Consider the following 15,854-nt stretch of genomic DNA (forward strand, 5'->3'; position numbering starts at 1 on the left):
GACAGAAGGAGGCACCTCACTTGGCTCACGCGCACGAGGTTAAACGGTACAGCGGCCTGATGGATTGGCTGACGACCGTCGACCATAAAAAAATCGGGATCCTGTACCTGATCGCCGGCGGCTTCTTCTTCCTCATCGGGGGCTTGGAAGCGATACTGATTCGAATTCAGCTTTGGAAACCGCTCAACAATTTCGTGAATGCGGACACTTACAACGAACTGCTCACCATGCACGGCACGACCATGATTTTCCTGGCGGCGATGCCGGTCATATTCGCTCTGATGAATGCAATCGTCCCGCTGCAGATCGGCGCGCGCGACGTCGCGTTCCCGTTCGTCAACGCGCTCGGCTTCTGGACGTTCTTCTTCGGCGGCGTGCTGCTGAACGTCAGCTGGTTCGCCGGCGGCGCGCCGGATGCCGGCTGGACGTCTTATGTGCCGCTTGCAAGCACGACATTCAGTGAAGGCCAAGGCGTTGATTATTATGTAATGGGCCTGCAGATCGCCGGTATCGGTACACTGGTCGGCGGCATTAACTTTCTGGTAACCATCATTAACATGCGTGCGCCCGGCATGAGCTTCATGAGAATGCCGATGTTCACCTGGTCGGCATTCATCACCTCCGCTCTGATTCTGTTTGCCTTCCCGGCGCTAACCGTCGGGTTGGTGGCGCTCATGTTCGACCGGATATTCAGCGGCAATTTCTTTAATCCGTCGGCAGGCGGCAATGCCGTCCTGTGGGAGCATATTTTCTGGATATTCGGGCACCCGGAAGTTTACATCCTGATTCTTCCGGCTTTCGGAATCATTTCCGAAATCGTCAGTACTTTTTCCCGCAAGCGCCTGTTCGGTTACAGCTCGATGGTGTTTGCGACCGTGCTGATCGGCTTCCTCGGCTTTATGGTTTGGGCGCATCACATGTTTACCGCCGGTTTGGGACCGGTGGCCAACGCGCTGTTCTCCATTGCCACCATGCTGATCGCGGTGCCTACCGGTATCAAGATTTTCAACTGGCTGTTTACGCTGTGGGGCGGCTCGATCCGGTTCACGACCGCAAATCTGTTCGCCGTCGGCTTTATCCCGACGTTCGTCATGGGCGGTGTGACAGGGGTTATGCTGGCGTCGGCTCCGGCGGACTATCAGTATCAGGATACTTACTTCGTAGTTGCGCACTTTCACTATGTTATTGTGGGCGGCTTGGTACTGGGCTTGTTCGCCGGCCTCCATTATTGGTGGCCGAAAATGTTCGGCCGCATGCTGAGCGAGAAGCTCGGAAAGTGGACGTTCTGGACCTTTTTCATCGGTTTTCATATGACATTCCTTCTCCAGCACTTCTTGGGATTGTTGGGGATGCCGCGTAGAACGTGGACATACCTGGACGGTCTGGGCTTCAATGAGATGAATCTGATCTCCACAATCGGCGCTTTCCTTATGGGTATCGGAACATTGTTTTTCCTTGTGAATATTTGCGTTACACTGGCGAAACCGAAAACGGCCGGCAGCGACCCGTGGGAAGACGGCCGCACGCTGGAGTGGTCGATTCCGTCGCCGGCGCCGGAGTACAATTTCGCGCAGACGCCGCTCGTTCGCGGCTATGATGCACTGTGGAAAGAGAAAACGGAGGGCAACAAAGGGATGACCCCTGCCGAACCGCTCGGACCGATCCATATGCCGTCGCCTTCGATTTTGCCGTTCATAATGGCGCTCGGCTTGTTCATTGCAGGCTTCGGCTTCATGTATGCTGTTTGGATTGCCGCCATTGCAGGCATGGCGATTACGTTAAGCTGCATGTTCCTGCGTTCCGTCAAGGACGATCACGGCTTCCATATCGAACCGGATGAGCTTCACGACAAGGGGGTAAAAGCATGAGCGCGCATTCGCACATAGACGGCGAGCTGCCGCATGAGCCGGAGAGAGCGACACTCGAAGGCCGCAATAAAGTGCTCGGCTTCTGGCTGTTCCTCGGCGGTGAAACGGTACTTTTCGGTACGCTGTTCTCGGTCTATCTGTCGCTGCGGGATCAGGTCCTCGGCGGACCTCCTTCACAGGAATTGTTTAAGCTTTCGATGGTCGCAATTGCGACGTTCCTGCTTCTTACATCGAGCTTGACCAGCGTATTCGCCGTTCAGGCGATGCACCGCAACGATGTCAAATCGATGATCAACTGGCTGGCCGTGACGGTTATCCTCGGTCTCAGCTTCCTGGGACTCGAGATTTACGAATTTTTTCAATATGTGAACGAAGGACACGCGTTTACGACGAGCGCCTTCAGTACCTCATTCTACACGCTTGTCGGCTTTCACGGCGCGCACGTCGCATTCGGCGTCATCTGGATTTCGATGCTGATCGTTCAGGTCAAGCGCAAAGGCTTGAATGTCGTTACGGCGCCGAAGGTTTACGTAGCGAGCATGTACTGGCACTTCATCGACGTCGTGTGGGTATTCATCTTCACGGTCGTCTACTTGATGGGAAAGGTGGGCTAAGTTATGGCCGATCATCATTCGACCGCCAATGAACGGAAACGCCATAGACACGAAGGCCCGCAGAAGCACATCGTTTCCTTTATTTTCTCTCTGGTGCTGACGGTCATTGCTTTTGCGCTCGTCGCATCGGGAGATATGAACAGAGACTTTATTTACATCCTGCTCGTCACGATGGCGATCGGGCAGGTCATCATCCAGATGGCCTTCTGGATGCATATGAAGGATCGGGGACATTTGTACCCGCTTATCGGGATTTTGGCCGGTGTGTTCGTCGTATTCACTCTGGTCGTCACGGCCCTTTACTGGGTTTGGTGGTAAGAAGCAAACTTTTTGAAAGGCAGAGAGGCCGGTCGCGTTCGGGACGGTCTCTCTTTTGCATAGGAGGTTAATCATGATGCGTGGATTGAACGATTTCAGTTTTGCCGAATGGTGGAGTCCGTGGTTTGCGCTCGGCATGGCCGCGGTGATGATCGGCTATTTCTACCTGATCGGACCTTGGCGGAAGAAGCATGCGCCCGGCGAAGCGCGTCCGACTATACTGCAGACTGCGTATGTCGTATCGGCGGCCGCTATGTTCTATCTGACCCAAGGCGGTCCGCTCCAGCTGATGGGGCATTTGAACTTTACGGTCCATATGGTGAATATGTCATTGTCCTACCTGATCGTTCCGCCGCTTCTGCTGCTTGGCGTTCCCGCCTTTGTCTGGCGCTTGGCCTTCCGGTCGCCGCGTTGGCGCAAGCTCGGCTGGCTGATGCATCCGATGCTCACGCTTGTATTGTTCAATATGCTGTTCTCGATCTACCACATGCCGATTGTGTTTGATTATGTTATGGCCAACCCGGTCGCGCATTGGATTTATTATGCGGTTCTGCTCGTGACATCGTGCATGATGTGGTGGCAAATCGTCAGTCCGGTGCCGGATTGGAAGCGTATGGCGGATGTCCGTAAAATGGGATACATTTTCGCGAACGGCCTGCTGCTGACGCCGGCGTGCGCTTTGATTATTTTTGCCTCCGGTCCCATGTATGCCGCCTATGCGGAACACGGACACGGGACCTTTGTGATTTTCGATGCGCTGCAGGATCAGCAGCTGGGCGGCATCATCATGAAGCTGGTGCAAGAGGTGATGTACGGGGCCATATTGGCCTATGTATTTGCACAATGGTACCGGCGCGAGCACAAGGCGGACGATGAGCTTCCGCCGACCCCATCGCCGGCAGGGAACTGATTTAAGCAAGAAGCACCGTCCTTCACACCGAAGGGCGGTGTTTTTTTATGGCAGCACTCTTGGTTATGCAAGTTGTAGTGCCTTTCGGAACAACACGAGGTGAAGGCGGCAACCTTGCCGAAGTTGTCACAATAATCCGATATTTTCAATACGTTTCTTCTGTTGCAGACTGCACTTTGACCAATAAGATGGAGGTGACGACCATTTACGAGGAGGCGTGTTCATGAAGATGAAGAAAGGCATTGCAGCCGCTATGGCGTTGTTGATGCTGGCAATGTTGATGCCGACGAAGGCGACCGCCGCTTATTTTCCGCCGGGAAGCGCTTCGGCCAACGGGATTGAAGACCTTGTACTGATTTACAGCGGCTATTACAATCCTGCCAATTATGGCGGAGAAGACATTTCGGCGTGGCCGCGTGAGCAGTTCAAGCCCTATGCAGCATTTGTCGACCAGTTCGGTCGGCGTCAGGACACATTGTTCCGCGATTATCTGTTTCTCGGTCTGCAGGGGCCGAACGGACGTTCTTACCATCGTGAAACCGATGCGTCCAAGGCAGGCTTGAAGTCGGATTGGATGTGGTTTCTCGACCGGATCTTCACCTCCGATATGGAACAGCTCAATGCCTTAAATGAAGAAACAAAAGCAACTGCGGCTGAACTGGGTCAGACGGAACTTAAAAATGGAGTCGTTATCATGGTTCCGTTTGCCAATGAGAACGTAACGAACTTCGGAGATGTGGACGGAGACGGCCTATCTGAAAATTTGACGGCGCTTGCCGGCCGGGAGAAAGTCACGAGGTGGTATATCGATGAAGTGCTTTACCGCTTCGAGCAGGCAAACTATTCAAATCTGGTGCTGAAGGGTTTCTATTGGCTGAAGGAAGACATGGACACCACGAAACCGGATGAAGTGAACCTCGTTAAAAATACCGCAACCTACATCCATAACCAAGGAGATTATATCTTCGTATGGATCCCTTGGTCACAAGCCTATGCCGCTACCCAATGGGCCTCGTTTAATTTCGACTTTGCGATATTGCAGCCGAATCATTTTGTGAACAGGAACGATACGACATCGCCGGAAACCATCAAAAATTCTTCCGCCAAGTCATTCAATGCGGGCATGGGAGTGGAAATTGAATTTGACGGACAAATTCTTCGATCGGATAAATACCGCGAACGGTTCTATGATTACTTGAACGGGGGCGTGGAGTACGGTTTCATGAATAATTCCGTGCTGGGCTATTATGCGGATGCCAGAGGCGTTTACGACCTGGTCCGCAATGCAGAAGCCGGCTATCCGATTTACGAGGATCTGTATCGTTTTGTGAAAGGAACCTATGTGACGGATAAGCAGGTAACGACGATGCTGAACACGTTTGAAAGCACGCCGTTCGCCACCGGAGCCAGCGCGTCAACCTCCATTACTGCCGATCAGTCTGTGCAGGGGAATAAATCGATGAAGGTTGATTTCGGCAATTATGCGACGAGCTGCAAGGGGCAGGAGGCTCTGCGCAAGAGCCGGGTACCGCCCCGCTTGATGTGGCGGATATCGCCTATGTCAAATTGGTGCAGCGGAATAATGCCAATTATTTATCGCTCCCGCGAACCTATTATTTTGACAACATGCGATTGGTTCAGGATGATGGCGTTCGCTTGAATGACCTGGAATGGCTTACCTTTGGCGGCGGGGCCTCCGTCACGCTGTCGAAGACGGCCACCACCATTCGGGAGCAAAATACGGCCATTCAGGTCCAATATGGTTTGTACAACGTATCGCAAGCATGGATTGAAGCGCCAGCGCACTTCAAGCTTCGGGATTGGAGCGGGCAGGAAGCGTTTAAGGTAGATATTTATAATCCGAACGGGGCTATCATGAATGTGGGACTGAAATTTACGGATGCCAATCTGAAAACCTACTATCGCCGGGCGGCTTTGCAGCCGGGACGGTGGAACACCGTGCAAATACCGGTCGCCGATTTGGCTGCCGGCGCGAATGCCACCGCCGGGGAAGGTGTCTCTTCAGCGCTTTCGGTCGGCTCGATGCAGCGCGTTGATTTTTATCAGCGCAACAACAGCAATTATCTGGCCTTGCCGAATTATTTGTATTTCGATAACGTCCGGCTCGGCGTGATGGAACCGTAAAATCATGGAGGAGGAGGCCCCTCCAGGGGCTTTCTTTTATGAAGGGTCGGTGTGAGAATGTCGGATATTGCATGGATGGAAGAGCTTCATTCGTTCTATGTCGGTCAAATCAACGGACAAATTCTCCCCTTCTGGCAGAAGGCGGTCGATTATGAACGCGGCGGAGTGTTTACGGGATACGATCAGATGGGCGTTACGCTGCTTCACCGGGATAAATTCACCTGGTCTCAGGGGCGGTTTCTCTGGTTGTGGTCGCGGCTGGCGGATAGGAGGCGCAGTGGCCTGCTGCCGCTTGACACCGAAGGCCAAGACGCGGGCACAGCCGAGCTGGTCGAAGCCCGCCGCACTTATCTCTTTCTGCGGGAACATGCCTTTCTGGAGGATGGAAGCTGCGCGTTCCTGCTTACGGAGGAAGGTCGGCAGAAGGAAATGACGTCCGGACAGGGACATGATATCAGCATCTATGCGGATTGCTTCGTGGCGATGGGCTTCGCCGAATACGGACGCGTCGCTGGCGATCCGGAAGCGGTTCGGACTGCCGAACGGATGCTCGCGCATATCGAGCACAGGCTGGAAGCGGGCACGGCGCGCACCGAGCCTTACCCTGTTCCGGACGGCTGCGACGCCCACGGCCTTGCCATGATTATGCTGAATGCGAGCCAGGTGATAGCAGGGGCGCTGGAGTCCATGGGAGGCACCTCATCGGCGCCGAATGAATACCGACGGCTAGCGTGGCGGTATACAAAGCAAATTCTGGATACATTCTGCGACGACCGTGATCGGGTTCGGGAGATCGTCCGTCGCGGACACAACGCGGAAGAGGATGAGGAATTACTGCTGCTGCGCCATTTGAACCCTGGCCATACAGTGGAAAGCATGTGGTTCGTCATGGAGGAGGCGGTCAGGAACGATAGCGCGGAAACGATCGTCAAGGCGGCGCGAATCCTGATCCGCGCGCTCACGACGGGGTGGGACTATGAATATGGAGGGCTGTTCCGCTATGTCGATATGGATGGGGGAGAGCCTTCGGGCAAATCCATGCCGCGGGATGATCCATTCGAGCGGCTGATTCGCCAAACTTGGGATACGAAGCTGTGGTGGCCTCATTCCGAAGCTTTGTACGCTTGCCTGCTGGCTTACAAGCTGACGGGAGACGGCATTCACCGGGAATGGTACCGACGCCTGCACCGATATACGTTCGATGTATTTCCTGCGGCGCAAGGCAAGGAGTGGTTGCAGGTCCGGAACCGGGAAGGACAGCCGATCGAGAAGGTGGTGGCCCTTCCGGTCAAGGATCCCTATCATATTCTCCGCAACATGCTGCTGATCGTTGACCTTATATCAGGCACATGCCCGCAGGACCCGTCACAATAATACCGGAATTGACACGAGATCCATCTGGGTTTCACACGCTTTCAGCTTTACAATGGGGCGAAGAAACATACGGGAGGAAGCGACATGACCAAAGCGGACAGGACGACGGGAGAAGAGGTGAAAAGCGTCATCGCGCCCATGAGCCTGAGGGAACGGGCAGCTCAATTATTTGCGTTCTCGGCATTCGCGGCGGAACTGGATGACGCGACAAGACGGCTCATAACCGAACTTAAAGTAGGCGGAATCTTCCTTGGGACGGACTGTCTGCGGCGTCCTGAACAAGTCCATAAGCTGACATCCGCGATGCAGCGGACTTCGCTCCGGGAGGGCAGCGGCATTCCGCTGTTTATCTCGGCCGATTTCGTGGCGGGCGCGGGCTGCAAGCTGCTTGAAGGAGCGACCCACTTCCCGAAAAACCGTGCGCTCGGCGCGGTTGGGGACGAGAAGCTTGCCTATGAGGCAGGCAAGGTTACGGCGGTCGAATCACTCGCCATGGGCGTCAATTTCAATTACAGCCCGGTCGTCGATATCAACAACAATCCGCGAAATCCGGTCATCGGCACACATTCGTTCGGTGAAGAACCGGGTGGCGTTGCCCGTCTCGGCTGCGCCGTCATCAAAGGGTATCAGGAGCACGGGATGATCGCGACCGCCAAACATTTTCCCGGGCATGGGGATACGCATGTGGACTCGCACGAGGATTTGCCCGTACTTCCGTTCGACCGCGAGCGGCTGGAACGGTTTGAGCTTTATCCCTTCCGGGAAGCAATTGCCGCCGGCGTGGATGCGGTAATGGTCGGCCACATTGCGGTACCGTTGCTGGATCCTTCTCTTATGCCGGCCTCCCTTTCATACCGGGTGACTACGGAGTTGCTGCGGAGGCAACTGAACTTTGAGGGACTGATTGTGACCGACGGCCTGTCGATGAAGGGCATTACGAACCAATATTCGATGGAGGAAGCCTGCGTTCGGGCGATTATAGCCGGAGCCGACATTCTGCTCGGTACGGCAGCCGATTATGAACAGGCGGCCTCGATGTTGGAGGCGGTCGTTGATGCCGTCCGGGAGGGGAGAATTCCGGCTTGCCGGATCGAAGAGTCGTTGGAGCGGATTTTACGGATGAAAAGGAAGTACCGCCTGGAGCGGAAGGCAACTGCGGCGGCTTACCGGCCCGAAACGTTCCGGACGGGTGCCGCGGAGCGGCTTAACGAGGAGCTTGCTTCCAAGGCGGCGACTCCTTTAGGCGGGTTGCGAAAGGGGCTGCTGCTGGAAACGCAGGCCGATGGAAACGGACGCCCGCGCTGGCTGCTGCTTCGTGATCCCCACACGGGCCCATTTGCCGATGAGCTCCGTGCGGTATTGCCCGGGATCGAGGAGCGGACGGCCCGCGGGTGGGACGAGATGCTTGGGCTGCTGGAAACTGTGTCCCCGGAGAACGGAGTCATCGTTGCGGTTTCGCACAATAAGCCGCTTGAACCTGCCTGGCTGGAACGCTTGAAGCGTCGGTTGAACGGATTTGATCGCGCGGTGTGGGTTCACTTCGGGTCGGAATACGATGTGCGCGGCGCAGCGGTACCGTGTCTGCTTCTGTATGACCGGGCGCCTTCCCTGCAGCGCGGCGCGGCGCGCTTTCTGAGTGACGGCAAGCCGTCACAATAGTCCTTGAATTGGCACGGATTTCATCTGCACACGATCCCTCGCTCCGACTACACTTGGAAGAAAAGGGAACGGCAAAATGCCCGTTCGGCTGGGGGGAAACGCATGACTCGGAAAACGGCGGCGGGAATGATGAGAAGGAATGGAATCCTCTACCTTTTCCTTCTGCCGGGCGTCCTTTATTTTATCGTCTTCAAATATTTGCCGATGTACGGGATCCTGATCGCATTCCAGGATTACAGCCCGTTCAAGGGGATCTTGGGAAGCGATTTTGTCGGGTTTAAGCATTTCATCCGATTTTTCGAGGATGACGAGTTTGTTACCGTGTTCCGGAACACGTTATTGATCAGCTTGTATAAGCTGGCCCTCGGTTTCCCCGTCCCGATCGCGCTGGCGCTCCTGTTGAACGAAGTGCGTTTGGCCTGGTTCAGACGAACCGCGCAGACACTGTTTTACATCCCGCATTTTTTCTCCTGGGTCATTTTCGGCGGACTTGTGATTCAAGCGCTTTCGTCCAAGGGAATGATCAATTCGGTCATTGCGATGTTCGGCGGAGAACCGATTCTGTTCCTGACCCAAAAGGAGTATTTCCGGACCATCCTTGTCGTCTCCGAAATCATTAAAGAATCAGGTTGGGCTTCCATCATTTATGTCGCGGCGATTTCCGGCGTGAATCCTTCGCTTTATGAAGCGGCCAGAATGGACGGCGCGAAAAAACGGCATGAAATCATGCACATTACGATCCCGGCGATTTCAACGACGATTGTTATTTTGTTTATTCTACAGCTCGGAAATATTCTTGAATTGGGTGTCCAGCAGGTGTTCATGCTGTACAATCCGCTCGTATACGAGGTGGGCGACATCATCGACACCTATGTGTACCGGGTGGGCCTTACGGAGCAGAAATACAGTTTTGCCACAGCGGTCGGTCTGTTTCAGGCAACGGTCGGATTGATCCTGATCTATGCCGCCAACGGTCTTGCCAAACGTTTCAGCGGAGGAGGGCTATGGTAATGCGGATACGGAAGCTTCGCATCGGAAGCCTGGCAAAATACGCCGTTTTGACCGTTTTCGGATTGATTACCTTATTTCCGTTTCTGCACGTTCTGGCGCAATCGTTCAGCAGTCAAAACGCGATCGTTTCAAACCGGGTAACAATTTTCCCTGTCGATTTTCAATCGCTGTCCTACCGCATGCTGCTGGACGACGAATATTTTTACCGTGCCTTCGGCATTTCGGTGCTGCGGACCGCCGCCGGTGTCATGATCAACATGGTGCTCACGTGCCTGATGGCGTATCCGCTCTCCAAGCGTACGTTGAAGGGCAAGGCGCTGATCATGAACATGGTTGTTTTCACCATGCTGTTCCAGGGAGGGTTGATTCCGTCTTTCCTGCTGCTGAAGGAATTGCAATTGCTGGATACGCTGTGGGCACTGCTCCTTCCGTCGGCAATCAGCGCTTTCAATCTGATTCTGCTGAAAAACTTTTTTCAATCGGTTCCCGACAGCATGGAAGAGTCGGCCATGATCGACGGAGCGGGCCATGGCGCCATTCTGTGGAAAATTTTCGTGCCGCTTTCCCTGCCGGCGATCGCCACCCTGTCGCTGTTCTATGCGGTGATGCATTGGAATTCTTATTTCGATGCGGTCATGTATATCAGCAACACCGAGTTGAATCCGCTGCAAGTATATTTGCGGAATATGATCGTACTGAATGATTCCAATATCGAAGTGACCAACAATACCGGACTGTATCTGATTTCACCGGAATCGCTCAAGGCGGCGACCATTATCGCAAGCGTGCTGCCGATGATCGTCCTCTACCCGTTCATCCAGCGCTACTTCGCGAAAGGAGTGATGCTGGGCGCGTTGAAAGGATAAGGGGCGTGCCGGTAGGCATAGGATGCAAGGTCTCAACGCTCGGCAATTCTATGTTATAGTTGACGAAGGAGAGTGTAGCTGTGAGAAGGATGAGAAGATCGTTAATCGCCTGGCTCGTATTCGTATTATCGTTGACTCTGCTGGCCGCTTGCGGGTCCAACAACGGCCAACCGTCCGGGGAGTCCGGATCCGCGGCAAAGGAGCCGAACAACGGCGCGGCCGAAGCGCCGCCAGCCGAAGGCACCGGCGAAGCGCCGGCTGTCATCAAGGTGTTCATGCCCGGCGGAGCCACCTTTCCCGACGGGGAAGACATCAACAACAACCCATGGGTTCAATTGCTGGAGTCGGAGAACAATGTCGATCTCGACATCGAGTACGGTCCCGCGGCAACCGATGAATATATGAACAAGCTTACGCTGAAATTCGCCTCGAACGAGATCCCCGATTTGTTCGTCATTGCCTCCGCCAATCAGAACTGGCTGATGCAGAACGCCGCATTGGGCGCCCTGATGGAGCTTGACGGCAAGGTGGAGAAGTATGGAAACCTGATGAACGCCGTCTATCCCGATGCGTGGGAAGCGGCCAAATACGAAGGGAAAACGTATGCCGTTCCCGTACTGAACGACGGCAATAAGGCGACGGATAACCTGTACATCCGTCAGGATTGGCTTGACAAGCTTGGCCTCGAAGCGCCGAAGACGCTCGAAGAGTATGTCCAGGTGGCAAGATCGTTCCGCGAAAATGATCCCGACGGCAACGGCAAGGACGATACGTACGGAATCATCGCCTATGAGAACATGCTGGGGTGGTCGCATTTGTTCGGCGCATTCGGCGTCATTCCCGGCTACTGGATCGAGAAGGACGGCAAACTGGTCATGTCGGACGTACAGCCGGAAATGAAAGAAGCGCTGGCTTTCATCAATTCTTTGTACAAAGAGAAGCTGCTCGACAACGAATGGCCGATCACGGATGTTGCCGCATATAACGAGAAAGTAGCGAACAACCAGGTCGGCATGTATGAAGGAAGCTGGGCCGCTCCGCGGAATGAAATCAATACGAGCAAGCAGAACGACCCGGGTGCGGTATGGACGGCGATCGCTCCGCCGACCGGCCCCGGCGGCAAGCAGGGCGTGTTTGGAGGCCCCGAGTACAAATCGTTCGCCGTAGTCAGCAGCACCGCCGCGAACCCGGACGCAATCCTGCGCATGCTGGACTGGCTGGCGGTTTCCGATAATATCGATAAATTTGTTTTCGGGTTCGACAAGCTGGGTGAAGGATTTATGTATGACAGGGTGGACGGAAAATACGCGCTCAATTTCGAGAACCACAACAAGTACGGTTACCGCCAGCAGCTCATGTTCATGCAGCCGAAAGAGCTGAACGAGAAGAAGATGGAGGCGCTGGGGGCGGATTTCAATCTCGTCGGGACGATCAACAATTCCGTCAAGTACGGCATCCCGAACCGTTATGTCGGTGCGCCCACGCCGTCGATGGTAGAGAATTTAAGCGGTCTGGAGAAGCTGAGGGCAGAAACATTCACCAAGATTATCGTCGGCGAGCTGCCCGTCGATGCTTTCGATGACTTCGTGGCTGAGTACAACGCAAATGGCGGAGAAGCGATGGCGGCCGAAGTGCAGGAATGGTATGCCGGCAAATCATGACGGTTGAGGTAAGGGGATAGCCATGAAGAAGATGATGCCGGGACGGAACAAACCGACGATTAAGCACAAGTTAATCGTACTCGTCGCGGGTCATCTTCTTCTTGTTTCCGTTCTCGTCTATGCACTGTTGTTTTGGTTTCAATCGGTGCTGGAGGAGAAAATCAGCGCTTTGGCCCTGCAGACGATGGAGACGGTTGTCGGCAACGTGGAGGTATATATCGACAATACCGTCCGGTTATCCAACACGGTCGCCAGCGACGCCGGCCTGAACAAGCAAATCAGGGATAATCCCGATTTTGCCGATCCGCGCTCGATGTGGTCGCTTGTGCAAATATTGGAGAAGCTGAAAAGCTACTCGATCACGAATCCGTTCAACTATTCCATCGCGGTCTACAATGAAGAATCGGGCAAGGTGCTGTCGACGAGCGACGGCATTTATGCCGCGCCAGTCGAACAGATGGATTGGGCGGAACGGTTAATGCTGGAGGAAGGCAAGCCAATCTTCGTCGGAGCCGGACTGGCCGGGGTCGTGCCGCCGTATGCGCAGGGAAGCAGCCGTTCCATGATCAGCATTGTCCGGCCGCTCCCGGGCAGGGAACGGAAAAACATTCTGATCGTTAATTCCGATAAACAGGTTCTGGATCTGCTCATCGGCGATATCGAGCTGTTCGACGGAACCGGCATCGTCATTGGTAACGGGGAAGGCACGGTCTTTTACCGCAGGGGCAGTTTGCCCTCCGGTTTCGTATCGGACAGCGGGCGTGCGGACGACGCCGGAGCGCTGCCGTTCGCAACGGTCGAATACGACGGCGAAAAATATATTGCGGTGCGCAATTATTCGGACACGACGGCCTGGACGGTCAGCCTTCTTATTCCGTACGACGAAATCATGCGGGATGTCACTCGCATGATGAACGCTTCCCTGTTGATTCTCGGCGGCATCGCGCTCCTGATGGTGCTGCTGTTCGGCCTGCTGTATGTGCAAATCTTCAACCCTATCAAACGGCTGATTAAAGGTATGGTCATGGTCGAAAAAGGGCTCACGTTCCATCCGGTGGAAATCAAACGAATGGATGAGCTCGGCTTTTTGCAGCGGCGGTTTAACGATATGGTGCTCAATGAACAGCAGATGCGTCGGACGTTACTGGAGGAACAGCTTCACAAAAAGGAAATCGAGCTTAAGTTCCTGCAATCCCAGGTAAATCCGCACTTTCTGTATAACACACTCGATTCCATTTACTGGGTGGCGGAGCAAAGCGGCGTCGACGAAATCGGCGACGTCGTGCTGGATTTGTCGAAGTTTTTCCGTATCAGCCTGAGCAAAGGCAAGGATTTCATCTCCATTCGGGAAACGGTACGGCATCTTGAATATTATTTGCGGATCCAGCAATTCCGCCATGCCGGAAAGGTCGAGGTGGTCTGGGACGTGGACGAACGGTTGGCCGAAGTGGAAGTCATGAAGCTGATGCTGCAGCCGGTCGTGGAAAATGCCATTATCCACGGACTGGAGCGGACGGTGGAGGCCTGCCGGCTGACGATTCGGATACGGCGCGAGGAGGAGTGGCTGTCGTGCAGTGTAGAAGATACCGGGATCGGCATGGATGAGGAAAAGCTGAAGCATTTGATCGGGGAAATTATCCAGAATGAGGATCCGTCCGGTTCGACGTACGGCATGCGGAATTTGTACCAGCGTCTGCAGATTATATACGGCGAAGACATGCAGTTTTCCATTTGGAGCCAAATGGAGGAAGGAACGGTCGTAACGATCCGGATCCGGCTAAGCAGACTCGGAGGTGGCCGGCTTGAAGATGAAAGTCATCATCGTGGAGGATGAACCGAGGGTTCGTCAAGGGCTTTCCGAAACGATCGAATGGGAGCGATTCGGATTGGAGCTCGTCGGCTGCGCTTCCAATGGCGTGGAAGGACTCGAGCTGTTCAAAATGCATGGCCCGGCGCTGGTCATTGCGGATATCAGGATGCCGGTGATGGATGGGCTTGTAATGACGGAAGCGATATTGGAGCTGCAGCCCGATACCAGGATCATCATTATCAGCGGCCATGACGAATTCGAATACGCGCAGCGATGTATTGCGCTTGGCGTGACGAATTACCTGTTGAAGCCGATCGGCAAGAAGCAGTTTCAAGCGGAGCTCGAGAAGGTGACCGGCGGTTGGCTGGCAGAAAGGGAGAAACATGAGCACATTGCGCAGCTCGAGCAAAAGCTGAACAGTAATCTGCCGATGCTGCGTAATGCATTTCTGGAGGAATGGCTCGGCGGATTGTCCCCGAAGCCCGAGGATTTGCTGCGCGACAGCTTCGCTTTCCTGCAGATTCCTTTCGATATTGAACAGCCGGCGGCGCTGGCGATATTTGAACTGGATGCGGAAGGAAGCGGCTGGCGTTCCCTTGCCGACCGCAGACTGCTGGAATTCGCGATGCACAACGCGATAGTAGAGATGATCGGGGATAACGGCATAGCGTACCAGCGCGGCAACGGCCAAACCATTGTGCTGTATCAGTCCGTATCGACGGACCCGGCTGAGGATCTTATCGTCTGGGTGGAGCGGGCTAAAGCGAAAATCGGCGCTGCTTTGCGTTTGAAGGTAACCGCAGGTGCAAGCTCACGGGCGTTGCGCGCGACGGAGCTGCACCAATTATTTCAGGAAGTGCAACAGATCATGCGGCTTAGACTATCGCTCGGCACGGATCTCGTTCTCTATGAAGGGATGCTTCGACCGCTTCATGACCAATTGGCCGTCCTGCACGAAGCCGAAGAAGCGCTGCTGGTGCACGCCGTGGAAATGAACGACGAGGATCAGATTACGGCCATAGTAAAGGGATTGTTTGCGGAATGGACCAGGAAAGGGGAACTTTCGTATCCCGACGAGCTTTCGTACCAGTTCATAGGCTTGTTCACAAAGCTTGCCCACCGACTCGGCAGAAGCGTCCACAGCTTTCTGGATCGCGGGCAGTTGGAGCAATGGCGGCATCCGGAGCGATTTCGTTCGAAGGAAGAAGTCAGGACATGGTGGACCGCTCTGTTTGTCAGACTCGGTGAAAGCTATGCCGGCTATCGCTCCGACCGGAGGACGAAAGTGATCCAGCAGGTAATGGACTATATAGACGACCATATTTTCGAAAATATTACCCGGGAGGATGCGGCCAAGCATGTCTATATCAATTCGTCCTATTTAAGCCGGCTGTTCAAGGAGGTTACAGGGGAAGTCTTCTCCGAAACCGTGCTGCGCAAGAAGATGGAGAAAGCAATGCATCTGCTCCAGGCAGACCGCGTCATGGTGTATGAAGTGGCGGAGATGCTCGGCTACAAGGATCCGAGCTATTTCGCCAGGGTGTTTAAAAAATATACGGGCAAAAGCCCTTCCGAATTCCAGTAGCAAAGGGAATAAGGAACGGTCGTTTCGGGAGGG

Annotated in this window: 13 protein-coding genes; all 13 read left to right on the top strand. The window is 54.5% G+C overall.

The window, feature by feature from the left end; all coding sequences use genetic code 11:
* The first annotated feature begins 20 nt into the window (after positions 1 to 20).
* Complete coding sequence (gene ctaD / locus RWM61_RS03645) at positions 21 to 1,868, top strand: cytochrome c oxidase subunit I (RefSeq protein ID WP_313997510.1); 1,848 nt, start codon at positions 21 to 23, stop codon at positions 1,866 to 1,868.
* Positions 1,865 to 2,482 (top strand): cytochrome (ubi)quinol oxidase subunit III, encoded by a 618-nt coding sequence (locus RWM61_RS03650; protein ID WP_313997512.1) that lies wholly within the window; start codon positions 1,865 to 1,867, stop codon positions 2,480 to 2,482. Before ctaD ends, RWM61_RS03650 begins: the two co-directional genes overlap by 4 nt.
* Before the next feature lie 3 nt (positions 2,483 to 2,485).
* The gene (locus RWM61_RS03655) at positions 2,486 to 2,800 is read left to right on the top strand and encodes a cytochrome C oxidase subunit IV family protein (RefSeq protein ID WP_313997514.1); all 315 of its coding nucleotides are present in this window, start codon (positions 2,486 to 2,488) and stop codon (positions 2,798 to 2,800) included.
* Positions 2,801 to 2,873: 73 nt separating this feature from the next.
* Positions 2,874 to 3,710: a cytochrome c oxidase assembly protein gene (locus tag RWM61_RS03660; protein WP_313997517.1), complete on the top strand. Its 837-nt coding sequence runs from the start codon at positions 2,874 to 2,876 to the stop codon at positions 3,708 to 3,710.
* A 223-nt stretch (positions 3,711 to 3,933) separates the two neighbouring features.
* Positions 3,934 to 5,370, top strand: coding sequence for a DUF4855 domain-containing protein (locus RWM61_RS03665; protein WP_313997519.1), 1,437 nt, complete (start codon positions 3,934 to 3,936; stop codon positions 5,368 to 5,370).
* Complete coding sequence (locus RWM61_RS03670; protein ID WP_313997521.1) at positions 5,367 to 5,855, top strand: carbohydrate binding domain-containing protein; 489 nt, start codon at positions 5,367 to 5,369, stop codon at positions 5,853 to 5,855. The genes RWM61_RS03665 and RWM61_RS03670 overlap by 4 nt, the downstream gene beginning before the upstream one ends.
* 57 nt (positions 5,856 to 5,912) lie before the next feature.
* On the top strand, positions 5,913 to 7,229 hold the full coding sequence (locus RWM61_RS03675; protein WP_313997659.1) for an AGE family epimerase/isomerase: 1,317 nt from the start codon (positions 5,913 to 5,915) through the stop codon (positions 7,227 to 7,229).
* An 84-nt stretch (positions 7,230 to 7,313) separates the two neighbouring features.
* Positions 7,314 to 8,888, top strand: a complete 1,575-nt coding sequence (locus RWM61_RS03680; protein WP_313997523.1) for a glycoside hydrolase family 3 N-terminal domain-containing protein — start codon at positions 7,314 to 7,316, stop codon at positions 8,886 to 8,888.
* Between the two features lie 102 nt (positions 8,889 to 8,990).
* Positions 8,991 to 9,899 (top strand): ABC transporter permease subunit, encoded by a 909-nt coding sequence (locus tag RWM61_RS03685; RefSeq protein WP_313997524.1) that lies wholly within the window; start codon positions 8,991 to 8,993, stop codon positions 9,897 to 9,899.
* On the top strand, positions 9,899 to 10,765 hold the full coding sequence (locus RWM61_RS03690) for a carbohydrate ABC transporter permease (RefSeq protein ID WP_313997526.1): 867 nt from the start codon (positions 9,899 to 9,901) through the stop codon (positions 10,763 to 10,765). The genes RWM61_RS03685 and RWM61_RS03690 overlap by 1 nt, the downstream gene beginning before the upstream one ends.
* A gap of 89 nt (positions 10,766 to 10,854) precedes the next feature.
* Complete coding sequence (locus RWM61_RS03695) at positions 10,855 to 12,426, top strand: extracellular solute-binding protein (RefSeq protein ID WP_313997661.1); 1,572 nt, start codon at positions 10,855 to 10,857, stop codon at positions 12,424 to 12,426.
* 22 nt (positions 12,427 to 12,448) lie between these two features.
* Entirely contained in the window at positions 12,449 to 14,260 is a 1,812-nt protein-coding gene (locus RWM61_RS03700) for a sensor histidine kinase (protein ID WP_313997528.1), read from the top strand.
* Positions 14,235 to 15,821: a response regulator gene (locus tag RWM61_RS03705; RefSeq protein ID WP_313997663.1), complete on the top strand. Its 1,587-nt coding sequence runs from the start codon at positions 14,235 to 14,237 to the stop codon at positions 15,819 to 15,821. The genes RWM61_RS03700 and RWM61_RS03705 overlap by 26 nt, the downstream gene beginning before the upstream one ends.
* Positions 15,822 to 15,854: the final 33 nt, after the last annotated feature.

Source organism: uncultured Paenibacillus sp. (assembly GCF_963515335.1).
In the GTDB taxonomy this organism is placed as follows: Bacteria; Bacillota; Bacilli; order Paenibacillales; family Paenibacillaceae; genus Paenibacillus_I.